Annotated in this window: 22 protein-coding genes; 4 read left to right on the top strand and 18 right to left on the bottom strand. The window is 33.6% G+C overall.

Annotated elements, in window-relative coordinates; all coding sequences use genetic code 11:
* Window positions 1–31: 31 nt before the first annotated feature.
* Entirely contained in the window at window positions 32–1,636 is a 1,605-nt protein-coding gene (murJ, locus tag ACP5QL_RS06890) for a murein biosynthesis integral membrane protein MurJ (protein ID WP_428126361.1), read from the bottom strand.
* 113 nt (window positions 1,637–1,749) lie between these two features.
* On the opposite strand from murJ, the gene ACP5QL_RS06885 reads away from it, so the two are divergent.
* Genes ACP5QL_RS06885 through ACP5QL_RS06875 form a run of 3 tightly spaced genes read left to right on the top strand, consistent with a single transcriptional unit; the run spans window position 1,750 to window position 3,935 of the window.
* A complete protein-coding gene (locus tag ACP5QL_RS06885; protein WP_012582939.1) occupies window positions 1,750–2,649 on the top strand; it encodes an ABC transporter substrate-binding protein in 900 nt (299 codons plus the stop codon).
* On the top strand, window positions 2,627–3,379 hold the full coding sequence (locus tag ACP5QL_RS06880; RefSeq protein WP_012582938.1) for an ABC transporter permease: 753 nt from the start codon (window positions 2,627–2,629) through the stop codon (window positions 3,377–3,379). The genes ACP5QL_RS06885 and ACP5QL_RS06880 overlap by 23 nt, the downstream gene beginning before the upstream one ends.
* Window positions 3,360–3,935: an ATP-binding cassette domain-containing protein gene (locus ACP5QL_RS06875; RefSeq protein WP_012582937.1), complete on the top strand. Its 576-nt coding sequence runs from the start codon at window positions 3,360–3,362 to the stop codon at window positions 3,933–3,935. Before ACP5QL_RS06880 ends, ACP5QL_RS06875 begins: the two co-directional genes overlap by 20 nt.
* On the opposite strand, the gene ACP5QL_RS06870 is transcribed toward ACP5QL_RS06875, so the two are convergent.
* The 6 genes from ACP5QL_RS06870 to ACP5QL_RS06845 are packed head-to-tail and all read right to left on the bottom strand — an operon-like array spanning window position 3,922 to window position 11,674.
* Window positions 3,922–4,578: a redox-sensing transcriptional repressor Rex gene (locus ACP5QL_RS06870; RefSeq protein WP_242603737.1), complete on the bottom strand. Its 657-nt coding sequence runs from the start codon at window positions 4,576–4,578 to the stop codon at window positions 3,922–3,924. The two genes, ACP5QL_RS06875 and ACP5QL_RS06870, sit on opposite strands and share 14 nt — an antisense overlap.
* On the bottom strand, window positions 4,538–6,538 hold the full coding sequence (locus ACP5QL_RS06865; RefSeq protein WP_428126354.1) for a [FeFe] hydrogenase, group A: 2,001 nt from the start codon (window positions 6,536–6,538) through the stop codon (window positions 4,538–4,540). The genes ACP5QL_RS06870 and ACP5QL_RS06865 overlap by 41 nt, the downstream gene beginning before the upstream one ends.
* A 14-nt stretch (window positions 6,539–6,552) precedes the next feature.
* Complete coding sequence (locus tag ACP5QL_RS06860; RefSeq protein WP_273333244.1) at window positions 6,553–8,427, bottom strand: NADH-quinone oxidoreductase subunit NuoF; 1,875 nt, start codon at window positions 8,425–8,427, stop codon at window positions 6,553–6,555.
* The gene (gene nuoE, locus ACP5QL_RS06855; RefSeq protein ID WP_012582933.1) at window positions 8,420–8,905 is read right to left on the bottom strand and encodes an NADH-quinone oxidoreductase subunit NuoE; all 486 of its coding nucleotides are present in this window, start codon (window positions 8,903–8,905) and stop codon (window positions 8,420–8,422) included. Before nuoE ends, ACP5QL_RS06860 begins: the two co-directional genes overlap by 8 nt.
* A gap of 14 nt (window positions 8,906–8,919) precedes the next feature.
* The gene (locus ACP5QL_RS06850) at window positions 8,920–10,059 is read right to left on the bottom strand and encodes a SpoIIE family protein phosphatase (protein ID WP_012582932.1); all 1,140 of its coding nucleotides are present in this window, start codon (window positions 10,057–10,059) and stop codon (window positions 8,920–8,922) included.
* Window positions 10,046–11,674, bottom strand: a complete 1,629-nt coding sequence (locus ACP5QL_RS06845) for a [Fe-Fe] hydrogenase large subunit C-terminal domain-containing protein (RefSeq protein WP_428126349.1) — start codon at window positions 11,672–11,674, stop codon at window positions 10,046–10,048. Before ACP5QL_RS06845 ends, ACP5QL_RS06850 begins: the two co-directional genes overlap by 14 nt.
* Window positions 11,675–11,917: 243 nt before the next feature.
* Between ACP5QL_RS06845 and ACP5QL_RS06840 the strand changes: the two genes are divergently transcribed.
* Complete coding sequence (locus ACP5QL_RS06840) at window positions 11,918–12,508, top strand: carbohydrate binding domain-containing protein (RefSeq protein WP_272995724.1); 591 nt, start codon at window positions 11,918–11,920, stop codon at window positions 12,506–12,508.
* A gap of 43 nt (window positions 12,509–12,551) precedes the next feature.
* Here ACP5QL_RS06840 and ACP5QL_RS06835 read toward each other — a convergent pair whose 3' ends face one another.
* The 11 genes from ACP5QL_RS06835 to ACP5QL_RS06785 form a co-directional block, all read right to left on the bottom strand.
* Window positions 12,552–13,541 carry an aldo/keto reductase gene (locus tag ACP5QL_RS06835; protein ID WP_012582929.1) on the bottom strand — a complete coding sequence of 330 codons (990 nt, stop codon included), beginning with the start codon at window positions 13,539–13,541 and terminating at the stop codon, window positions 12,552–12,554.
* Window positions 13,542–13,557: 16 nt separating this feature from the next.
* Entirely contained in the window at window positions 13,558–14,871 is a 1,314-nt protein-coding gene (locus ACP5QL_RS06830) for a TldD/PmbA family protein (protein WP_012582928.1), read from the bottom strand.
* The gene (locus ACP5QL_RS06825) at window positions 14,871–16,235 is read right to left on the bottom strand and encodes a TldD/PmbA family protein (protein WP_012582927.1); all 1,365 of its coding nucleotides are present in this window, start codon (window positions 16,233–16,235) and stop codon (window positions 14,871–14,873) included. Before ACP5QL_RS06825 ends, ACP5QL_RS06830 begins: the two co-directional genes overlap by 1 nt.
* 347 nt (window positions 16,236–16,582) lie before the next feature.
* Window positions 16,583–18,082 (bottom strand): glycoside hydrolase family 32 protein, encoded by a 1,500-nt coding sequence (locus ACP5QL_RS06820; protein ID WP_273333233.1) that lies wholly within the window; start codon window positions 18,080–18,082, stop codon window positions 16,583–16,585.
* Window position 18,083: 1 nt separating this feature from the next.
* On the bottom strand, window positions 18,084–18,911 hold the full coding sequence (locus ACP5QL_RS06815) for a carbohydrate ABC transporter permease (RefSeq protein WP_012582925.1): 828 nt from the start codon (window positions 18,909–18,911) through the stop codon (window positions 18,084–18,086).
* The gene (locus ACP5QL_RS06810; RefSeq protein WP_012582924.1) at window positions 18,912–19,805 is read right to left on the bottom strand and encodes a carbohydrate ABC transporter permease; all 894 of its coding nucleotides are present in this window, start codon (window positions 19,803–19,805) and stop codon (window positions 18,912–18,914) included.
* A 79-nt stretch (window positions 19,806–19,884) separates the two neighbouring features.
* Complete coding sequence (locus tag ACP5QL_RS06805; RefSeq protein WP_273333230.1) at window positions 19,885–21,165, bottom strand: ABC transporter substrate-binding protein; 1,281 nt, start codon at window positions 21,163–21,165, stop codon at window positions 19,885–19,887.
* Window positions 21,166–21,394: 229 nt separating this feature from the next.
* Window positions 21,395–22,372, bottom strand: a complete 978-nt coding sequence (locus tag ACP5QL_RS06800; protein ID WP_272995731.1) for a LacI family DNA-binding transcriptional regulator — start codon at window positions 22,370–22,372, stop codon at window positions 21,395–21,397.
* A 306-nt stretch (window positions 22,373–22,678) separates the two neighbouring features.
* On the bottom strand, window positions 22,679–23,134 hold the full coding sequence (gene hepT, locus ACP5QL_RS06795; RefSeq protein WP_012582921.1) for a type VII toxin-antitoxin system HepT family RNase toxin: 456 nt from the start codon (window positions 23,132–23,134) through the stop codon (window positions 22,679–22,681).
* The gene (mntA, locus tag ACP5QL_RS06790) at window positions 23,131–23,538 is read right to left on the bottom strand and encodes a type VII toxin-antitoxin system MntA family adenylyltransferase antitoxin (RefSeq protein ID WP_272995735.1); all 408 of its coding nucleotides are present in this window, start codon (window positions 23,536–23,538) and stop codon (window positions 23,131–23,133) included. The genes hepT and mntA overlap by 4 nt, the downstream gene beginning before the upstream one ends.
* 48 nt (window positions 23,539–23,586) lie before the next feature.
* Window positions 23,587–24,225, bottom strand: a complete 639-nt coding sequence (locus ACP5QL_RS06785; protein WP_272995737.1) for a class I SAM-dependent methyltransferase — start codon at window positions 24,223–24,225, stop codon at window positions 23,587–23,589.
* Between the last annotated feature and the right edge of the window lie 15 nt (window positions 24,226–24,240).

The following is a 24,240-nucleotide window of genomic DNA, read 5'->3' as shown; positions in this document are numbered from 1 at the left end:
TCTCTCCCCTTTTGAAAAAATCCTTATAAAATTATCTAATCAAATGAGCAATTAATTCTATATTTTTTCTTATAATACCAAATATCCTTTTTGCTTCCTCAACGCCCCACCTAAGTCCAAGGAGGAGATAAACCACTAAAGCTATAATTACAGATATAAGTAAAGAAACAGCAAGTCCTAATTGTCCACGGGAAATATGGCTGTAAATAAAATTAAAAGATAAAAGAGCAAGAAGGCTTATAAATACACCTCCTAAGGTAAATTTAAGAGTATTAGAGAGGAGATTTTTTGAAAATATACCTGGGACTTTATTTTCTAAAGACCTTACTAAAAGGATAGTGGAAATTAAAGATGCAAGGGATGTGGCAAGGGCAAGCCCCATATGAGCAAGAGGTTTTATAAATATGGCATTTAAAACAATATTTGATAAAAGAGCAATTATAGAATTCATCGTAGGAGTTCTTGTATCATGTAAGGCATAAAATCCTCTTACAATGATGATATTAATACTCATAAAAGTCAAACCCAAGGAGTAAAATATAAGGGCTTCTGAGGTTCTTTTTGTGGCAAGAGCATCAAAGGCTCCTCTTTCAAAAGCAAGTTGAACAATGGGTTTGGCAAGAAGTATAAGTCCCAAGGAAGCTGGAATTAAAAAGAAGAGCCCTGCTCTTAAACTTTTATTAAGAGAGTTTTTGAACTGATCCAAATCATCACTTTGAGCCTGAAAGGCAAGATCGGTATATATGGCAGTGGCAAGGGCATTTACAAAAAGATTTATAGGAAGTTGATAAAGCCTGCTTGCATAATTTAATGCAGATATACTTCCTTCGGGAAGGAAAGATCCAAAAATTCTATCCACAGCCATATTTAAGATTCCCACACTCTGTCCAAGAAAAATAGGTCCTATAAGGATTAGAGCCCTTTTTAGTCCATCATATTTAAAATTAAGTTCCCAATTTATTCTTACTCCTATCCTCCTCAGAAAAGGAAGTAACAAAATATATTGAACAACTACATTAGCAAGATATCCCCAAGGAAGAATATAAGCCCCAAAGACATTATGAAGAAAGAAGATTGAAACTATAAAAATTACATTTCCGAGAACACCAGCCAAATTTGGAATCACAAAACTCTTTTTAGAGTTATATAAGCCCGTAATAAGACCATAAGTACCCCAGAAAATAATTCCAGGAAGCATTATATAGGTAAAATCAAGGGTTAATCTTCTTGTCTCTTGAGAAAATCCTGGAGCAAGAATTTCAACTATTAAAGGGGAAATGACGTAGGAAAAAATGGTAACCCCAAGAAGGATTACAAATAGATCTGAAACTAATATAGAGGCAAATCTTTCTGCTTCTTCTTTACCTCTTTTCTCTTTCCACTCTGCATAAAGAGGGACGAATACTGAGGACAAAGCCCCTGAAACAAGTCCTGCAAGAACTCCTGGTACTGCCTGTGCTACTACAAAACTATCGGTGAGCTTTTTCGCACCAAAAAAGGCAGCAATCATCATTTCTCTTAAAAATCCCATAACCCTACTTATTGCAGCAAGAAGGGTAATGAGAATTGCTGCCTCAGTAACACTTTGCTTTATAAATATTCTTTTTATCCTTTGAACAATATTATTTCCATCCATAAACAAAAGTAATTATATCAAAAGAAAAATAAAGGTTAAAGTTTAACATGTTTTAAAAATTTATTTGCTATAATTTATCGTGAAATAATTAACGATTTATAGGAGGTGAAAAGATGAAAAAGAAAGTATTCATATTAATAATGCTTGCTCTACTCATCATTATGAATCCAATCTTTTCTCAAAATAAAAAGATTGAAGTATTAATACCTTTAGGACCAACTATTATTCCCTTTTCTACTATGATTTCGGAAAATCCTGATTTTAACTTTACCATATGGAGAACTTTAGACGAACTCGTGGTAAAAGCAAGGGATAATAAATATGATGTAATAATCGCACCCTTTACTACCTTAGTTAATTTATATAATAAGGGAGTTAATATAAAATATCTTTCTACCTTTAATTTTGCCTCCTTTTATTTGATAAGCAACAAAGCTAAAAGATTTAATGAGATTATCGGAGATAACCTTTACATTGCCCAAAAGGGATCTACTCAAGATATAATTTTTAACATCTATTTACAAGAAAGAAATCTAAAAGATAAAATTAATCTCTATTATTCTACTCCTCAAGAGATCACATCTTTATTTATAGCAGGAAAAGTAAACAATGCCCTACTTCCAGAGCCTTATGTATCCATGGGTGTAAATAATGGAGGAAGAATTATTCTTGATATTCAAAGGGTTTATAGAGAAATCTCCAAGGGAAGATTTCTTCCTATAACCTCTATAGCAGTAAGGGGAAATATAGATAAAAAAGAAGCTCAAAAAATTGATTCCATATTTAGAGAAAACTTTAAGAAATTCTCTCAGGACCCTAAGGACTATATAGAAAAGGCATCGGAGATCTTAAAATTGGATAAGAAAATCATAGAGCTTTCTCTTAAAAGACTTTCTTTTTTATATCAAGGAATTTCAATAAAAAATGAGTTAATAAAGTACTTAGAATTTATATACGAAAAAAATCCCCAGACCATAGGAAATATTCCTGATGAGAAATTCTTTACTCTTTAAATTAATTTTTTGGATATCCTTTATTATTATATGGTACCTTATGGGGACTATCATAAACTCTAACCTTATTCTTCCCCCTCCCCATAAGGTACTTTATAAGGTTTTAGATCTTTTTAAACATAAAGATTTCTATAGCCATCTTTTTATAACCTTCATAAGATCAACATTAGGGCTTTTTATTGCTCTCTTTTCAGGTTTTCTTCTTGGATATATTAAGAATAAGTTTTTTTATAGTACTATAAGAAATATCATTGATATTTTTCAGAGCAATCCATTGATTGTATGGATCACCATAGCCCTTTTCTGGTTTGGTTTTGGGAATAAAACTATAATATTTACTGTATTTATAGTTCTCTTCCCCAATTTTTATCTTGTTACTTATAATGCTATAAATAATATTCCTAAGGAATACCTTGAACTTTTTAAAATATATCCCATAAGTAGAAAAAATTACTTAATAAAATTTTTAATCCCATACCTTAAGCCTTTTATACTTCCTAACCTTGCAAATTCAACAATTTCCTCTTTAAAAATAACCGCAATGGCAGAGTTTTTATCAGGAGAAAGTGGAATTGGGTTTCTTTTAAGCTATGCAAAGGCCTTTCTAAATATTGAAGAGGTTTATGCTTACGCAGTGATTTTATTTATCTTAAGCAAAATTCTTGAACTAATATTTATAAAATCTGGGATTTTAAAAGGAGACAAAAACTATGGTTTTTCTGAGGGTTAATAATATAAAAAAGAGCTTTGATGAAAAGAAGGTCCTTGATGGTGTCTTTATGGAGGTTTACAAAGGAGAAAGAGTAATAATAAAGGGACCAAATGGTGTAGGAAAAACCACACTACTTAAAATTATTGCAGGAATTATTCTTCCCGATGAAGGAAGTATTGACTTTTTGGTAAAGCCTCAGATATCTTTTCAATTTCAAAATGTAGTCTTCTTTCCATGGCTCTCCATGATGGAAAATTTAGAACTTTTTGTCAGAGACAAAGAAATATTAAAAAATTTAATAGAATATTTTTCCCTAAGAGATTTTTTTCACCTCTACCCCTCAGAAATTAGTGGGGGATATCAACAAATTTTTTCCTTTGTAAGAGCCCTCTCTATACCCCACAATTTGCTTATCTTAGACGAGCCTTTTAAATCTCTCGATCCAGAGAGAAAAAAAAGAGTAAAGGAAGTTTTAAAAGATCACCTAAAAGATAGAAAAATAACCCTCCTGATGGTAAGCCACCAGGAGGAAGAAGAGAGAGAAATTGCAGATCGAATTTTTAACCTTGCTTAGATTGAGTATTTTTTACCTCAAGCATATGCTTTAAAGAAAGAAGCCCTAAGGTAATGTCCTCATTCCTTACTATTACATATTCAGGGACACTTATCAAGGCAGGAGCAAAATTCCATATGGCTTTTATCCCATTTTCCACAAGGAGGTTTGCTACCTCTTGTGCTGATTCCTTAGGCACACATATTGCTCCAATCTCCACATTAAATCTTTTTATGACCCTTTCCAAATATTCCATTGGCAAAACCACAAGATCGCCAACTTTTTTGCCAATTTTTGCGGGATCTTTGTCAAATATTCCCACTATTTCAATATTGTAATTAGAAAAGCCAGGATAATTGGTAAGAGCAGTACCTAAGTTTCCTGCCCCAACTATTATTACCTTGACTTTTTTGTCCAACCCAAAGAGTCTATTAAGCTCATCCAAGAGACTTTTGACGTGATATCCCACCTTTGGTTTTCCTTTATACTCAAGATATGATAGGTCTTTTCTTACCTGCTCTGGAGGAATGCCAAGTCTTCCCCCAATCTCTTCCGACGATATGTATTCTTCTTTCTCCTCAGAGAGAAGTCTATGATAAAGCTTAAGCCTTTCAAGAGTTGCCTTAGGAAACATCAGATACTCCTTCCTGTTTTCTCCTGACATACTCCCTCAACATCTCCTTTACTTTATTAGTATCAGCCCCACTTATAAGTATATCATCTATGAGTACATTAGGAGCATTACTACAATTTTCAGTACAAAAAGTACCTACTACTTCTATATTTTTAGCCCATTCTTCCTTTCTTACAATTTCAATAAGATCAGAAAGAATTTTATAAGAACCCTTGAGATAACAGGATGTTCCAAGACATACTCTTACTTTAACCTTCTCTTCTTCTGGAATAGGAAGTGGGAGAATTTCTATATCTTGTTCTGGAACTCTCCTTTTGGGAGAGTAGGATGTATGAAGGATTTCATGAGTTTTGTGACTTAAAGGATGCTCTAAATATTTTTCATAAAGCTCCATAAGATATGGATTTTCTTGAGGCGATGCTATAGGATTTATATTTACCATATCAGAAAGTATCTTTGCTCTCTTTTGCCTTATTTTGCTGTCATTAGGATAAGGTTGTCCACCTCCCCCAATACAACCAAAACTACATGCCATAACCTCTATTATATCCACATCAAGTATCCCTTCCTTTATATCCTTTAAAACTCTTTTTGCCTTACCCAAGCTATGTACAGCCATAGCTTTTATATTTCTTCCATCGGCGAGTTCCACATTAAAGAGCCTTATCCCCTTATCTATCTCTTCCTCTTTCACATTTTTAACCTTTACTTTGTGATTTATTACTGCAAGAACTGTCCCAAGAACTCCTCCTGTCTTTCCAAAATCAAGTCCTCCTTGAGAGTAAAGGTTAAAGGGTTTGTCAAAGGGCTCAGGCTTTGTAGAGGATATATCAATACCACTTGCCTTAATCATTTGGGCAAGCTCTTTAGTAGTAATTACTAAGTCAACTACCCCTTTATGTTCTTCCCTTTCAGCCTCAAACTTTTTAGCAGTACAAGGCATTATGGATACTAAATAAATATCCTCTTTGGAAACTCCTATTTCCTTAGAATAAATCTCTTTTATGACACTTCCCATAGCCTGTTGGGGCGATCTTACCGTGGATAGATTATCAATATATGAAGGATAAAATTCCTCCACATATTTAACCCATGCAGGACAACAAGAAGTAAACTGAGGAAGTTTTTCTCCTTTTTCTAATCTATTAAGAAACTCATGAGCCTCTTCATAAGCCACAAGATCCGCCCCAAAAGGTACTTCAAAGACTTTTGAAAATCCAAGCATTTTTAAGAAAGTATTTAACCTTCCTGCAATAAAAAGATCGGACTCTAACTTAAACTCTTCCTGAATAGCAGATCTTACCGCTGGCGCAATCATTCCTATGACTACTTTTTTCTTACTCTTTAAAACCTTATAAAGCTTATCAACATCATTTCTTATAGATAAAGCTCCTGTGGGACAATAAGCAACACACTGCCCACAATATACACACTCCACCTCAGAAAGGCTATGCCCAAAGGCAGGAGTAACCTTTGATAGAAAACCCCTTCCTGCTATATCTATGGCAGCAACTCCTTGAACCTCTTCACAAACCCTAACACAATCACCACATAAGATACATTTTGTATTATCCCTTACTATAGGCGACTTATTGTCCATTCCACCATCTTTGAGAATATTATCAAATCTTATCTTTCTTATACCAAAAGCCTCTGCATATTCCTGCAATTTGCAGCTGCCATTCCTCTCACAGGTGGTACAATCTCTATTATGAGAGGCAAGAAGAAGTTCAAGAATTCCTTTTCTTATTTCATATATCTCAGGAGTATTTGTTCTAACAACCATTCCTTCATAAGGCTTTAGATTACAAGAGGTAACTATACTTTTTCCATCCACTTCTACGAGGCATAACCTACAAGCCCCGTAAACTGATGTCTCCGAAAGATAACATAGATTTGGTATTTCAATACCTACATTTTTTAAAGCCTCAAGAAGATTTCTTTCATCATCTTTTATTATTACTTCTTTTCCATCCACAAATATCTTCATAACTATCTTCCTCCTTACCTAATTTCAATGGCTTTAAATTTACATTTTTCAACACAAACTCCACATTTAGCACACTTTTCTTGGTCAATCACATAAGGTTTTCCTCTTTCACCAGAGATGGCATTTTGAGGACAGAATCTCGCACAAAGCCCACATCCTTTACAAAGCTCAGGATTTATAACATATCTCTTAAAGGCAGTGCACATTCCACTAGGACATATCCCTTCGATGTGAGCAATATATTCATCTCTAAACAGTCTTAATGTACTTAATATAGGATTTGGAGCTGTTTGCCCGAGCCCACAAGCAGAAGCAGTTTTTATAAGACCTGCAAGAAATTCCAGGTTCTCTAAATCCTCATAGGTTCCTTTGCCTTGTGTGAATCTCTCAAGGATACGATAAGCTTGCATCAAACCCTCACGACATGGAATACACTTACCACAGGATTCTCTCTTGGTAAAATCAAGGAAAAATCTTGCCACCTCAACCATACAGGCTTTCTTTGATAGAACCACAATACCTCCAGAACCTACCATAGCTCCAGCAGATTTTAAAGAGTCATAATCCAAAGGCAAATCAAGAAAAGCTTCCGAAAGACATGCCCCTGAAGGTCCACCTATTTGCACTGCTTTAAACTCATTGTCTCCAGTAAGACCCCCACATATCTCATACACAATCTGTCTTAAGGTAGTCCCAAACTCCACTTCTATTATTCCAGTAAGTTTTACTGGACCTGTCACTGAGAACATCTTAGTGCCAGGAGAGTTAGGAACTCCTCTTTTTCTATAATTTTCAGCCCCATCTCTTATGATCTTAGGTACATTGGCATAGGTCTCCACATTATTTATAAGGGTTGGATACCCCCAAAGACCTGCCTGAGCAGGATAGGGTGGACGAGGACGAGGAACTCCTCTTTTTCCCTCAATAGAGGCAAGAAGGGCGGTTTCTTCTCCGCATACAAAAGCTCCCGCTCCCTCTTTTATCTCTATATCAAAAGAAAAACCAGTTCCTAAAATATTTTCTCCTATAAGTCCTAATCTCTTTGCATCCTCTATAGCCTTTCGGAACATCTCTACCGCTACAGGATATTCCGCTCTAATATAGGCATAACCCTTTTGAGCCCCAATAGTATATGCTGCAATAAGCATCCCTTCTAATACTGCATGGGGATCCCTTTCTAAAAGAGTCCTATTCATAAAGGCTCCAGGATCTCCCTCATCTCCATTACATACCACAAATTTTTTATCTCCCCTACTGTTTTTGGTTATCTCCCACTTTACTCCTGTGGGAAATCCTGCTCCACCTCTTCCACGAAGTCCAGAATCTTTAATGGTTTTTATAACATTATCAGGATTTCCCTCTTTGAGGACTTTAATAAAGGATAGATATCCTCCCCTTCCCATGTAGTCATCAATACTATCGCATTCACACTTTCCTATATCCTCCATAATATAGAAGGATTGAACTTTATAGAATTTTGCATCCTCAAGCCTTTCTACTCTTTCACCTGTTGCAGGATCTGTAAAAAGAAGTCTTTCCACAGGTCTGCCTTTGAGTATTGTCTCCTCATAAATCTCCTTTACATCCTCAGGCTTTACCTCGGAGTAAAAATATCCATAAGGCATAACTATTACCCAAGGTCCTGAAGAGCATCTACCACAACACCCTGTTTTTCTAACCCTTTCTTCCTTTTCTTCCAATTTCTGTAAATTAGCCTTTACATTATTTTCTTTAAAAATCCTCCTTAATTCTTCATAGACCTTTATTGATCCCTTTGCAGCACAACCCGTTCCCACACATACATAAACATTAAGATCTTCTAATTTCTTTTTTCTTTCAATCTTCTTTTCTTCAATATACCGAATAGCTTCATCCATACTCCTAAGCATTTTTCATCTCCCTTTCTTTTAAATTTTTCAAAATCTCTTTCACCTTTTCAGGAGTAAGATTTCCATAAACCTCTTCATTTATGACCATCACAGGAGCAAGGGCACAAGCACCAAGACATCCTACTTGATCTAAGCTAAACATCAAATCTTCTGTCACTTCCCCAGGTCCAATATTCAGTTCTTCCTTTATAGCTCCTATAAGGGACGTAGATCCTGCCATATGACATGCAGTTCCATCACAGACAAGAATGGTATATTTACCTTTTGGCTTTAAGGAAAATTGAGCATAGAAAGTAGCAACACCATAAATTTTGGCAGGAGGAATATCAAGAGCAACCCCAATATAGTTGATTACATCCTCTGGAATATAACGATATTCTTTTTGAATATCTAAAAGGATCTTTATTAAATTGTCTTTACGATACTCATGTTTTTTAAGAATCTCCTCTACTTTTGTAAAATTTCTTTTTAGCTTCACTTTTCTACCTCCTTTTAATAAGCTTCAATTTTCACAATCTTTCCTTTATTCTTCAAAATATCCATAATATCTTTAACGATCTTGAATTTGAGGGACATATCATAACTGAAAAGAGGGTTCTGATAAGCAGGGTTTATAGCTTTCCCTACTATAAAACATATCTCGTCGGATTTTTCTATGAGATCAATGATAAGACTTGCCCCATAACCTACCTTCTCTATCTGACCATCAAGATATCTAAAAACCTGGGTAAGAGTGATAATTCCCTCGGTTACTAAATCTACCCCCTCCATATATCCTACAGGAGGAGAATCTTCAGAGACGGTTTTTAAATCAAGAGAAACTTCACTTCCCATAATCCTCCCTACTATCTGAGCAGTAGTACCCCCACATATCACCTTCCTTCCAGGCATGTTTAAGAATTTATAAGCTACGTATTCATCAAGATTAGGATCGGAGGGTGGACCTACCATGATGTTTAACCTATTAAAGCTTCTAAAATACAAAACACATAAAAGAGCATCATCACCTTTTATCCCCTTATCTAACCTTTTTGCCTTTTCAATAAGGTAGTTCACAATCTCCTTAGGAGGAACTTTGTATCTTGTAAGATTGAAGATCTCTCTCTTTATATTTTCAATGCCTAATCCCAGAGGATAAAGTCTGGTGCCAAGACCAGCTTGGGAAACTCCATCGGTCATTACAAACAGAAGATCTCCATCTTGAGGAACAAAATAACTTTCTTTTATCTCTCTATCTTCTACTAATAGTCTTTTCTTTTCAAAATCTATAAATTCATTTTTCCTAAATAAAAGAACTACTGGAAATTCATATTCTGCTATATAGCAAGTGTTTTCTTTGGCTTTGAAAAGTACACTACAGAAATTAGCATAACTAATATCTCTTACTTTGCATTTTGGCAAAGTTGCAAGGACGCTTTTCATTACCTCATCCATGGGCATGTCATTGAAAAGCATAGTAGTAGTCATAGAAGCAGTAAGGGTAGAAAGAATACTTGCCTTTATCCCACTTCCAAGACCATCCGAAACGGTAACCACTACCTTATCTTCGCTTCTCTTAATTTTAATAGAATCACCACAAACTTCTTCTCCTTCTTTACTCTTAAAAGCAAAATTCACATCACAGGTGAGCATCCTCTTCCAACACCTTCCTAAATTGGGCAAAATGACTCTTGGTTTCTGCAATAGATTCTCCAAGAAGACTTGCAATCTCCTGAGCAAGAAGCATCTGGCGATTAATCAACTCTTCAATTCTTTCAGCGCTTTCCTTTTTCAATTTGTTAAGTTCATCTTCCCTCTTTTTCTCATTAGTAATATCAAGAAGGAGAGCCACCTTTCCGTTATCATCGGGGAGGTTAAATTTTTTTACAAAGAAGTAATATTCTTCATTATCTATATATATCTCCAAGGGATTTTTCCCTTCTTCAATCTCATCAATAATAAAATCCAGTAAAGCCTCTTTATTCAAGAAGAAGTCTTCTCCTGCTGGATTTAAATAGATGGGTTTTCCATCCTTATATATAATGACAATATTAGGGAACTCTTCAATTATGGCACTGCTTACCGAACTTACCTTATCAATAAGATAAGTAATACACATTTCTTTTTCTGCTTTTCCAAGAATAACTGCTATGGCTTTATCTCTACAACTTGGATAACCACAAGCCCCACAATTTAACTCCTTCTTAGGGTTATCCTTTCCCATCTCTCTTAAAACCTTTCTTATTCTCTCCTCTGGAATTTCAATAATTTTCTTCTGGGATGAAAAGTTTCTCTTTAAATCCAAGTTGATAAGTTCGGGCTTTATAATTTCCCCATTTATCTCCTTTAACTTCTCCATGTAGGAAAGAATCCTTTTTCTTTTCTCCAATATTCCTATATCCTTTCTTATGGCTGGACCATTTATACATCCTCCAAAACAAGAGGAAGCTTCAATCACAAAACCCTCTCCATAGGAAGAGATATTTTCAAAAACTTTTATGATATTTTCTATCCCCTCAACTACAAGGTAGTTTTCCCAAGATCCATCAAGGGTTGAATTTATCCCGCCACTTACAGGATAAATTCTTCCTCTCTCAGGATATGGAGGAGTAGGTAAACTTTCCTCAAGTTCTGTTATATTGATCCCACTTCTATCCATATATAAAGAGAGTTCTTCATAGGTTAAGACAAGGTCTACATAGTTTTCTCCATCTCGTTTTTTAGCTATACAAGGTCCCAAATAGATTACAGGGAAATCTCCAAAATATTTTTTCATAAAAAGAGCATGGGCATTCATGGGAGAAAGAAAGGGAATTAAATAAGGAATTACATCGGGATAATACTTCTCTGCAAGTTCAAAAACCACTGGACAAGCAGTAGTTATAACTGTCTTATTTTTACCCTGAATAAATTTTTTATAATAGTAAGAAACTATATCTGCCCCTACAGCCGTTTCCTGTACTACAGCAGCACCAAAGTTTTTCAAAAAAGTAATAACTTTAAAAGGCTCGTCAAAATGAGCAAAAAAAGATGGAGCAATGGATACTAAAAAGGGTTTACCTTTAAAGTTTTCTAATAAATGAGTGCTTTTTACATAAGTTCTTGCCTTTTGGGGACATACCTCTATACATACTCCACACAATACACATTCATCATCAATAACATAGGATTTACCTTTATTAAACATTATGGACTTAACGGGACAATTTCTAAGACATTTATAACAATACTGACAACTTATCTCCTGAGTTAAAATCAATTTTTTCATAATCTCTCCTCATATCGTTCTATTTTTAACGTTATATTTTTCACGATATATTCTAAAGATAAAAATCTACTTCCTCAATTAAAATTTTGTTAAAATAAGATTGAAGAAAGTTTAAAAACGTAATATACTTTAAAAGGGTAAACCTAAAAAGGGAGGTGAATTAACAAAAAGGGTATTTTTATTTAATTTTTTATGATGTTTTGTAACTAATTTCAAAAAAATTTCATAAAAGGGGGTTTATTTATGAAAAAATTTTATCTTCTTTTATTATTAATTAGTTTCATTATTTTTATCGCAGGATTTGCAAGTGCTCCTCAAGTATCTCAAAAAGAAACTACCTCTGGTGTAGTTGAAGTAACCACTCCCGAAGGAAAAGCCCAGGTTATTAATGTTACTAAACTGGGAGTTTTTACTGAAAATTTGATGTTTTCCGCACCTTCTAACTGGTATATTGTGATTCAGGGTACAGCAGAGGTTGAAGAATATGGGGCTAAAAATGGAGCTTTTTATGTTAAAATTAAAAATCCTGGAGATGCCTTCTGGCATATACAGTTTGGAACCCATGTACCTATCCCTGCAGGAAAGAAATACAAAATCACCTTTGAAGCAAAAGCAGATGCAGCAAGAGACCTACAAGTTAGAGTAATTCAAGATCAAACTTGGGAAATTGTGGAAAGCAAGGTTTTTGATTTAACTACCGAAATGCAAAAGTTTGAATGGGAATTTACTCCTAAGAAAGATGGACATATTGTAGTGTTTGATATGGGGAAAGTTAGTGAGAAAAGTATTGCAACTACCATTTATCTTGCCAATGTGGAGTTAGTAGAAGAGTAAAATAAAGGGGGGAAGTTATTAGGCTTCCCCCTTTTTTAAGAATTTATTCTAAAATTTCATCTATTCTCTTTAATTCTTCTTCAGAGAATTTTAAGATGGAAATTGCCTTGACATTTTCCTCTATCTGCTCGGGTTTGCTTGCCCCAATAATTACTGAAGAGACCACATTATTTCTTAAAATCCAAGATATGGCAAGTTGAGCTACACTTTGTCCTCTTTCCTTTGCTATTTGGGAAAGTTTTCTAACCTTTTCAATTTTCTCAGGAGTTATATCGCTCTCCTTTAAGAAAATTCCAGATCTTTTTACCCGAGAATCTTCAGGAATTCCGTTAAGATACTTTTCTGTAAGAAGCCCTTGAGCAAGGGGAGAAAATATGGTAGCTCCTATACCCAGCTCTTCCATAACACCGAAAAGTTTTTCTTCTGGTTTTCTAAAAAACATGTTATACAAAATTTGATTTACAATAAGCCTTACTCCCATTTTAGATAAAGTTTCATAAGCAAGTTTTGTCTCTTCAGGTCCATAATTAGAAATTCCTACATAGAGAGCTTTTCCTTGTCTTACAATTTGGTAAAGGGCTTCCATGGTTTCCTCAATAGGAGTTTCAGGATCTGGTCTATGATGATAAAAAATATCTACATAATCAAGTCCCATCCTTTTAAGGCTCTGCTCAAGGCTTGCTATCAAGTATTTTTTACTACCAAAATCTCCATAGGGTCCATCCCACATTTTATATCCTGCCTTTGTAGAGATCACAATTTCATCCCTATAGGGCTTTAAGTCAAACTTTAAAATCCTCCCAAAGTTCTCTTCAGCAGATCCAGGTGGTGGGCCATAGTTATTTGCAAGATCAAAATGAGTAATTCCTAAATCAAAAGCTTTTCTTACCATATTTCTCATATTCTCAAAGGAGTCATTATATCCAAAATTATGCCAAAAACCCAAGGATATGGCAGGAAGCTTAAGACCACTCTTCCCACACCGCCTATAAATCATAACCTCATACCTTTTAGAATCTGCAACATAAATCATTTTTAAAAGCCTCCTTTTACTCTCTTATGGCTACACTAACATCTTCAAAAATAGCCGATGGAAAAACTCCCATATTAGCCATATAAGTTTTATTTTCAAGACTTAACACATTTCTCATAACCTCATAAATATTTCCAGCTACCATTGCATCTTTTACATGTCCCAAAATTTCTCCATTTTCTACATATAAACCTGGAGAAAGCCCAATGGAAAAATCTCCATTAGGAATATTTCCGCTATGAGCACCAAGAGCTTGTGCTACTATTATCCCTTTATCCATAGACTTAATCATCTCATAAAAATCTTTATCTCCTGGCTTCATATGAAGATGCTCAAGGGATGGTGTAGGTCTTACCCTAATAATTTCGCCACCCCAATCAGAGACTTTATATCCATTTCCTGTAGATCCAACTCCCATCTTGCTCCCATAATAAAGGTCATAGTAAAAATTCTTTAAAACTCCATTTTCTACTATAGGAAGAATTTTGCTTTCTACTCCTTCATCATCAAAAGCCCTTGACCCAGGAATAGTATCATCAAAAGGATCATTGTATATGCTTATTGCTGGATCAAAAATTTGACTGCCTATCTTATCAATCAATGGAGTAGTCTTTTCGTACACATTTTTACCGTTAGTACCATAGACAAGTCTCCATATCAGTACATACATGGTGTTAGGAAGAAACATTACTTTCATCTTTCCGCTCTTTGGCTTTACCTCTTTTCTGGAACTGTTATAAAGAAAGGTAATATAATCAAAATCTTCCTTTGAAAACTCCTTGAATTTTTTATCCGCAACCACTCTTGTAATTGAAGAATAAGATCCAGGATACATTGCTGCTGCATAGCACATATAAAAGGAATTTTTAGTGCTATAATCTACCCCATTGCTATTTATTATTCTTATCTCCGAAACTGACTTTACTAAACCCACATTAACTTGAGTATTTGTAGCCTGAGATAATATATCAGAGATTCTTTGACCTTCTTCCACCATCTTGGTATTAGTGAGATTTTCTATTTCGAGATCATAAGTATTAAGGGTTTTCAATTCTTTTCCTATAGGAAAAGAAAACTCTACCTTTATATCCCCTTTTAATGAGTCAATAGCATTCTTAACAAATCCTTCAGGATCAAGAAGATTCTTAGTATAAGAAAAACCCAACTTTCCATCTTTAATTATCCTCAAAGATATCCCTGATTGAATTGAGGTTTCAACATCTTTTAACACTCCATTTTCAAAGGAAACTCCTGAGGAGAAATTATTAACTTGATATATCTCAACCTCATCAGCATACTTTTTTCCTATTTCAACTAACTTTTCAAGCATTACTTAACACCTCCTATCACCACATTCTTAACCAATATATGTGGTCCTCCATGACAAGACCTTATATTAAGCTGTCCTTTACCACATCCCCCCACCTCTGAAAGCTCAAAGTCCCTCCCTATAGCCACAATATCCATTAAAGTTTTATAAAGATTACCTGAAATATTTATATCCCTAAGCATCTTTACTATCTTTCCATTTTTCACCTCAAAGGCATATTGAGCTCCAAAGGTAAAGTTTTCACCAGATGTTTGTCCCCCTTTTGCATCTAATATGTAAAGGCCATCTCCAAGAAGATCTAAAAGCTCTTCAAAAGACTTATCCTTAGGCTCAATGAATATATTTCCCATTCTTACAATAGGAGCATACCTATAATCTTCAGCCACACAATGACCAGTTATGGGTTCACCAAACTCCGCTGCAGTTCTTCTGGAGTGAAGTCTTCCAGAAAGTACCCCATCTTTTAATAAATAGGTTCTTCTTGCTCTCACCCCTTCATCATCATATTTATAAAATCCAAGTTGATTAGGTATAGTAGGATCGTCAATTATGGTTAAAATGTCACTGCCAAGTTTTGCCCCTATCTTCATTTTTTCTCTCATGGAGAGATTATCTTCTATCAAATCTGCCTCAGAAAAATGTCCAAAGGCTTCATGGGTAAAAACTCCCGTCATGTCGGGATTCAATATAACGTTATAAACTCCACCTTTTACTGGCTCAGCTTTTAAAAGATCAAGAACAATTTTAGTCTTTTTTTCAAACTCCTCTTCTCTATTTCTTAACCTATAAAAGCCATCGCTTCCTCCAATCCCTACCCTTACGTTTTGCACCAAAGATCCATCTCTACTTATGATCATTCCCCTTATTCCAGTGGTTATTAAATCCTCCCTTATCTCTGTGCCTTCAGAACTTACAAAATACTTTTCCCTTATAACTTCTGTATACTGCATATTAGTAGTAATATTTTCAAACTTTAAAGGAATTTCGTTATAATGCATCAAAAGTTCAAGTTTCTCATCTATGGAGACTTTTCTTGGATCCTCCCTTAAAGAAGGAATGAAAGTATCTTTAATAACCTCTACTTCTGCAAGTTTAACCTTTTTCTTTGAATTTTTTGAAATCAATTCTGCATTTTCAAGACAAATCTTTATAGCCTTTTCGACATCTTCAACCTTAGTAAAGGCTATAGAGGAAAATCCACCGTTTTTAAGCACCCTTACCACAAATCCATCCCCTGTATTGGTGCCAAGCTGAAATATCTCTCTATTGTTTAGCACAATTTTAGTTTCACTCATTTTTTCATATCGGATATCTACATAATCAGCAGGAACTTTTGAAATGATCCCCCTTAAAACATCAAACATTCCCTTTTTAGCCTCCTTTCAGTATTTGTCCTAAGGATATTTTAAATCATATCAAACTAAAAGCTATACTATACCATGAGAGATTTTTCAAAGATCCAAGACAAAGTTGAGAAATTATCGTTGTCCTATTTATATTTTGGCTCTTTTAGCCTAGAATATGAACCTATAATGGGCATAAATATCTCAAATCACCTCTAAAACTTATTCAGAAACTTTTGAGATCTTAGGCTCAAACGATATTGTTCCTTAACTAAGAACAAATATGAATTGAATTCCTAAGAAAGAGCCATGACCTTTGATTAAAAGAAAACCTAGTTGAAAAAAGATCTTTAGTCTTCTTTTTAATCTCAAGTGATTTGCAAATTCCATTTTTTTAATCGAACTTTACAAGCATTTTGGGAACTAATATTTATTAAGTCATATTTCTTAAATGGATACACTCTTTTAGTTATGACTTTCTCCCCTTCGTTAATGAACATCTCTAAGGATGATTTATCCATAAAGAGTCTTAAATTTAATCTTGAACTCAAAGAATCAATAAGAAGTGATTGATTTTCATTATTATTGACACTATCTCTAATAGTCACAGTAAGTTCTAAGACTCCAAAGGAGTATTTGAAGGTTAACTTGATTAGGTCATTCCCAGAATCTTCCCTTGAAAGTAATTCTAAGTTCATCTCAGTGTTTACAAAAAACTCCGCAGTCATATCTAACTCAAAACAATTATCTTCGAGAGGAAGTCTTATATGTTCACCTTCTAAAACCCCTTCAAAAATTTGTTCGTTCTTTCTATATTTCTCAATTTCTTTTATTGGTCTAAAAAACAATTTGTTTCCTTTTAAATAAATTTCTCTTGGCAAGATAAGGGCTCCAGCCCAATTATGTCCAAGTTTATGGGTAGGAAACTCTCTTTCCCATACATCCATCCAAGCAATCATTACTCTACAACCATTTTTTCCCAAAGTCGTTTGAGGAGCATAAAAATGAGTACCATAATCTATCAGATCACAGTATTCCAAATTAAAAACTCCTTTATTCCAATCTATTAATCCAGTACAATAACGAGTTTCACTCCTTACTACTTTATTATTTTCAATATACTGAATAGAGAAAATCAAAACATCTTTATTATCAATTGAAAAAAAATCGGGACATTCCAATATGTGTTCCCTATCTATATCGCTCTTAAATAAGATATTAACAAAATTCCAGTCAATAAGATTATGAGATTCATAGAATAAAATTTGTCCTTTCCCATTTAAATCCTTAGACGCAACAAGCACATAATATTTATCTCCTCTTTTAAAAACCTTAGGATCCCTAAAGTCCTTTTTACTTGCTCCCCCTGGAATCTTGTCAAGACCTATTACAGGATTCCCTTCATACTTGATAAAATTTATAGTATCAGTAGACCATGCTAAACATTGAGTTTGCATATATTCTTCGTCACTCTTCTTGACATGTCCTGTATACAGGATATATATTTTCCCGTCCTTTTCAATAGCACTCCCCGAAAAACATCCATCTTTATCATATTCCGAATCCGGAGCCAAAGCTATGGGTAAATATTGCCATTTAACCAAATCCTCACTTATTGCATGTCCCCAATAAGTTGGTCCCCAACAAGAATTGAAGGGATTATGTTGATAAAAACAATGATAAATCCCATTAAAATATATAAATCCATTTGGATCATTAATCCATCCATATTCTCCCATCAGGTGATATACAAGTCTATATTTAGGATTTACATATTTCTTATGCTCCTTAACAAAAAGATTTGCCTTCTCCAATTGAGAATAAGCATTTTTCTTGTCAACTTTTTTAAAACTTCTTTCAAAAGCCATGTTATTTTATCGCTCCTTTCATTATACCAGCTATTATATATTTTTGCAATAATAAATATATAATAATTATTGGAATTATAGCTAACATAAGCGCAGCCATAGCTAAACCATAATCTGTATTATAGGTTCCATAAAAATAAAAAGTAGAAAGCTGCAGTGTTCTTTTCTCAGCAGATATCAATACAAGACTTGGTAATAAAAAATCGTTCCATATCCATAAACTATCAAGTATTACAATCGTATAAGTAACCGGCTTCAATAAAGGAAAAACTATTTTCCAAAAGGTTTGAAACTCACTAGCTCCGTCAACTAACGCTGCCTCCTCTAATTCATAAGGTATCCCTTTAATAAATCCATGATACATAAAAACCGCAAAAGAAGTACCAAAGCCTAAGTACATATAAATTAAAGTCCACTTGTTATTAAGTAGGTTAAGTGATCCATATATTTTAACAAGAGGAATCATTATGGACTGAAACGGGATTATCATAGAAGCAATCATCATAGAAAATACAATTTTATTTATACTCCAATTCTTACGAACAAATATATACGCAGCCATAGAGGAAAAAATAACAATTAAGGTGATGCTAAAAGATGTAATTATCAAGGTATTTAAGAAGGCATTCCAATACTTCATTTTGATTGCAGCACTAAGATAATTTGCAAAAGAAAAACTCTCCGGTAATTTAAAGGGATTTAATATAATCTCAGAGGTTTGCTTAAATGAGTTAACAATAACCATTAGAAAAGGAGACATATAAAATATTGCTATAGTTAGAATAGCTGCGAATTTCAAAAAATTTGTTAACTTTTGGACAATATTCATCTATATCTCCACCTCAGCCTTCTTACTGAAATAAACTTGAATCATGGTTATTAAAGCTACAGTAATAAATAAAATAAGTGCTTTTGCTTGACCTATAGCATACCTTTGATATAAAAAAGCCTCATTATAGACATGCATCGATACAAGCTCAGTACTTTTAAAGGGACCTCCCCTAGTTAAAGCAAGATTTAAATCATATACCATAAAACTCCTTTGTAAAGTTAAAAATATTGTAACTGTAAACGACGGAACCATAAGGGGTAAGATAATTCTTACTAACTTATGCCACTTTCCAGCACCATCAATGGTAGCAGCTTCTAATAAATCTTGAGGTATACTAACAAACCCTGCTATGTAGATCATCATCATATACCCCACATATTGCCACACAGTAACTGTTACCAATGCCCAGAATGCTTTTTGAGGTGTAGCAAGCCATGAATCATAAAAAAGAGGAATATTTAGTTTATACCCTATATAAGGAAATGCACTATTGAATATAAACTGCCAGATAAAGCCTAATATAATTCCACCTATAAGGTTTGGAGTAAAAAAGGCAACCCTAAAAAAATTCTGTCCTTTAATCCCACTTGTCAGTATATAAGCTAAAAAGAAAGCTATAAGATTAGTAAATACCATAGTATAAAATACATACTTAAAGGTCTTTAAAAACGATTCTCTAAAAGCAGAGTCAGAAATTGCCTTCACATAATTAGATAAGCCAACAAACTTACTTAAAAACTGGTTCACAGTTTCAACAGCATTAAAATCGGTAAATGTTAGATAAACTCCATATATAAACGGTAAAATTACTACTGTAAGAAAAGCTAATGTAGGTATACCGGCAAAGATTATATAAGTCCTAAGATTTCTAATATTTTTAGGTTTAATCATTCTTTCTTCCTCCCAAAAATATTCTTAGGGAGAGGATAGTTAAAATCTAAACTACCCTCTCCCCTGAGGACTACTTAAATTACTTAACTTTTCTCCAATAATCAGTTATTTCTTTGAAAAGCTGTTCTCTACTAATAACATTAGCTAAGTATTTTTGCATAGAAGCACCAACAGTAGGCCAATGATCTGGAGGCAATGTGACCAAAAATCTTAAAGTTCTTCCTTGATTCATATACTCAAATATTGATTTTGCAAGAGGATCGTTAGGAGTCAATTTTACATTTTTAAATGGAGTTATAACACTAAGTTTGTTAACCCAAGCATTCTGTCCGTTTTTATTATAAACAAGCCAGTTTAAAAATGTCCTAGCTGCTTCTTGTTGCTCTCTGCTATTCTGTTTCATATCTATTCCTATCACTTTAGTTACTCCTACAGGAATTTCTCTATTACCATAGTCATTAGGAATATTACTTACAAAAACAGGTAGGAAACCATATTGTACATTATTAGGATTAACCTCTTTAATTAACGGCCATGCCCAATTTCCCATAAACCAAAATGCAACCTTTCCAGTTGCTAAAAGTTGAGCCCCTTGTTCATAGGTTCCTGCAAGAGGTGACCTCTTTAGATAGTTGTATTTTTTCCACATATCCAAAGTATCTAATAAGCCATTCATCTTTCTGTTTTTACTCAAATCTATTTTCCCTGCTTTCAGATCTTCAATAAATTTATCAATCTTTTTAGGATCAGAAGATTGGGTAACATAACCTATAGTTAAAAAATGAGCCCCTAAAGACCAGTCTAAAGGTGATACCACAATAGGAGTTAAACCCTTCTCTTCTAATTTCTTAAATAAAGCTTCTAATTTGTTTCTTGTATCAATAGTTTTAGGATCAAATTTACCTATGACTTTTTCAATAGCCTGTTGATTATATATTAAGCCATACCCTTCAATAGTAAAAGGAAAAGCCATCACTTTCTTGTCAAAGGTTATATCATTCAAGGCTCCTTTTACTGCATCTTTTACCCACTCTTCATTAGACAGATCTAAGAAATTTTCTTTAAACTTAGGCACATCATTTACATCTATCATTGCAAGAGTAGGTGCATTACCTGATGCATACATTGTAGAAAGTTTTTCAAAAGGAGACTGGCCAACCCCAACAGGAATAATCTCTAAACTTATGTTAGGATAATCCTTAGAAAAATCCTTTGCTACTTCTTCCAAAGCAGCATTAATTTCCCCTTTTGTACTTAACAATGTAATCTTTACCTTTTCAGCTGCATTAAGACCTCCCAAATTCAAAAAGATAATAAAACTCAAAACTAAAATTAAACTTAAAACCTTCCTCAACTTCATTTATAAACACCTCCCCACTAGACTTATATTAAAATAAGAGAAGACTAAGTGGCTCTCGTCATTTAACCCCTCTAAATCACCTCCTTTTATGCTTAAAACCAACTTTTCTTACAAATAATTGTATGTCAACCGGTTAACATATAAATTCATTAAAAATCTACAGAATAAATTTTACAGTAAAAATTTTTATATGTCAACCGGTTAACAGAGAAAACAAAAAAAACTATGATTAGGTCGACTCCCTTTCAATCAAATCAATTGGAATAACATTGCTAACTTCTACATTATTTCCTTCTATTTTGTTAATAATTAAATCGATAGCCTTCTGAGCCATTTTATCTTTATATTGCCTCACAGTAGTTATGGAAGGTTTCATAATAGAAGCAATATTAACATCATCAAAACCAACAACCTTCAAACTCTCAGGAACCTTTTTTCCAAAATCTTCAGCAACTCTAATAACTACTGCTGCTATTAAATCGCTACTTGCAAAAACCCCATCAATCTCTGGATACTTCTTAAACAGTTGACTAACAATGTCTTTATATTCGTTTATGTCAAATTTGTTTAATCTGGTCTCTACCACTACATGTTTTACACTCCTTTGAGAAACTACATGCATAAATCCATAATACCTATCATTGGCAGGAGTATTTAATTGTAAAGGCCCACTAATATGTGCCAAAAATCTGCATCCTTTTTCTATTAAAAGATTTGTAGCCATAACAGCGCCTCTATAGTTATCAGAGGTAACATAAGGTATATCTTCTGACAAAAATCTGTCCAAAGCAACTATAGGTAAATTAACCTTTTTATAATCTTCCACATCTAAAGTATGACTTCCCATGATTATTCCATCTACTTGGTGTCTTTTCAACATATTGATATATTCTTTTTCTTTTTTTTCATCTAAATATGAATTACAAAGTAGGATTTTATACCCTCTTAAGTAAGCATAATACTCTATGTATTTTGCAACTTCACCAAAAAAAGGATGAGAAACATCAGGTATTATCAAGCCAATAAAATATGATCGCTTTCTATATAACGCCCTTGCAAGCTCATTAGGCTGATAATTAAGTTCTTCCATAGCCTTGTAAACTTTTTTTCTTGTCTCTTCACTTATATAACCCCTATTATTTAATACTCTTGAAACAGTTGTCACTGTTACTCCCGCACGTTTTGCTACATCCCTGATACTTGCCATTTAGAAACCTCCTATTGTTTAGGTTACTTGTTATTATTTTATATATTGAATCTTAAAATTTTGCAACAAAAATCAAGACCTAACCTGTAACCATTCTTATATTTCTTCAACATTAGGACTAATCTAAGGAATCTCATTAGCTCTTAACAAGAAGGAGTAAAGACATATTAGTTACCTCCTATGGGAACTGCAAAGGAAAGAACTCCCTATTTATGATGAGGCATCCTTTTTTAATACTGATTACAGGTCGGATTTTGAGAGAGTTACCACATAAGTAGAAAGATTAGTACAATTTTCTTAATCTTTTTATTCAAGAGTAAGACCAAATTTTTCAGGATTTTCCAGTAGATCTTTAATATATTTCAAATATTCGTCAAAATCGTTTAAATTATTTTGAATTATATAATACAACTCCTCTATTGAAACTTCAGCATAAAAATGGACAAGTCTATTTCTATATCCTGCCATTTTCACAAGTACTTCTTTTGCAAATTTTCCTGGAATAATGCCATACTCCCCCAATTTTAAAGCAATATCTTTATAAGTAGAAACTCTTATTCCTGGAATTCTTGATAGAATATGGTTGCCAATATCAAAAACCGCTTCTAATGCCCTCCTTAAATAATGTTCGGCAATAGCAAAATTTTCTCCACTTTTAAACTCCTCTAAGGAATAATCCTTAAATCTCAAAAGTTTCTCTTTTCCTTTCTCTATTTCCCTTATTCTTGAAAGAATTACTTCTTTATTTAAAGGAATAATCATTTTAACCTTTTTAGCAAAATTTTATCCTGTTCATCCATTAAGGGCTTAAAATCTATATACTCTTTTACTACTCTTTCCTTATAGTTTGCCAGAAAGTCTTTAGATATGCTATATAAAATTTCTCCTGAATTAACAACTTCAAATTTCAATGTTAAAGGTACTTTATCCAGAAAGACTATATCTATCTCTTTTTTGGGAAAGAGGGTAGAAAAAATTCCATAAAGAGTATTGTAAATTTCCAATGATAATCTAACATCTTCTAATACAGAAGGATCTATAAATACAACTCCTATATCTATATCGCTATGTTCCTTTGCTATTCCTAAAACTGTAGATCCAAAAAGATATATTATACCTATGTTCAATTCTTTTAACTTCTTTTTTATATCTATAGGAAGGTCCATAAAGTCATACCCATTAGTCTATAAAACTTTTTAGAGAATATCACGTATTTAATCTATTTTTCCACTTTTCTCTGCTGAAATAACTACAAAACTTCCTTCCCCAAAACCCTCCTTAGGTTCTTCTATCTCTTTTATCTCCTCTAAAGGCTTGAAAAGAGTTTGATAAAAAACAAAATCCCTGAAATCATGCCTTTTCAATAAGTCTACCACTTCATCTACAGAAAAGAAAGTAGCATATTTATAAAATTTATGTCCTTCTTTTTTCTTTTCTAAATAAAGTTTTCCCAAGGAACTATTTTTGTCTATTATCCCTATAATTATTTTCCCACCATCTTTCAAAACCCTTTTTGATTCCTTTATTACATTATCAGGGTTTTCTACAAAACACAATGTAATAATCAGAGCCACATAATCAAATTCTTTATCAGAAAAAGGTAAGCTCTCCCCCCTCCCCACAAAACCCTTTATTCCCCTCTCTTTAGCAATTGAAAGCATCTTTTCAGATGGATCTATACCGTATTCAATACCAAGCTCTTTTGCAAATCTTCCTGTACCAACACCTATCTCTAAACCCTTTTTGCCTTTTGGAATTACCTTCCTTAGGGCTTCTACCTCTGAAAGGTAGACCCACCTATTTTCTTCATACCACCAATCATATTCTTTAAAATATTTGTTAAAAATCTCCATATTGGATTATATTTT

Source organism: Dictyoglomus sp., assembly GCF_049968615.1.
In the GTDB taxonomy this organism is placed as follows: domain Bacteria; phylum Dictyoglomota; class Dictyoglomia; order Dictyoglomales; family Dictyoglomaceae; genus Dictyoglomus; species Dictyoglomus turgidum.
This window is presented reverse-complemented; position numbering and strand designations above follow the sequence as displayed.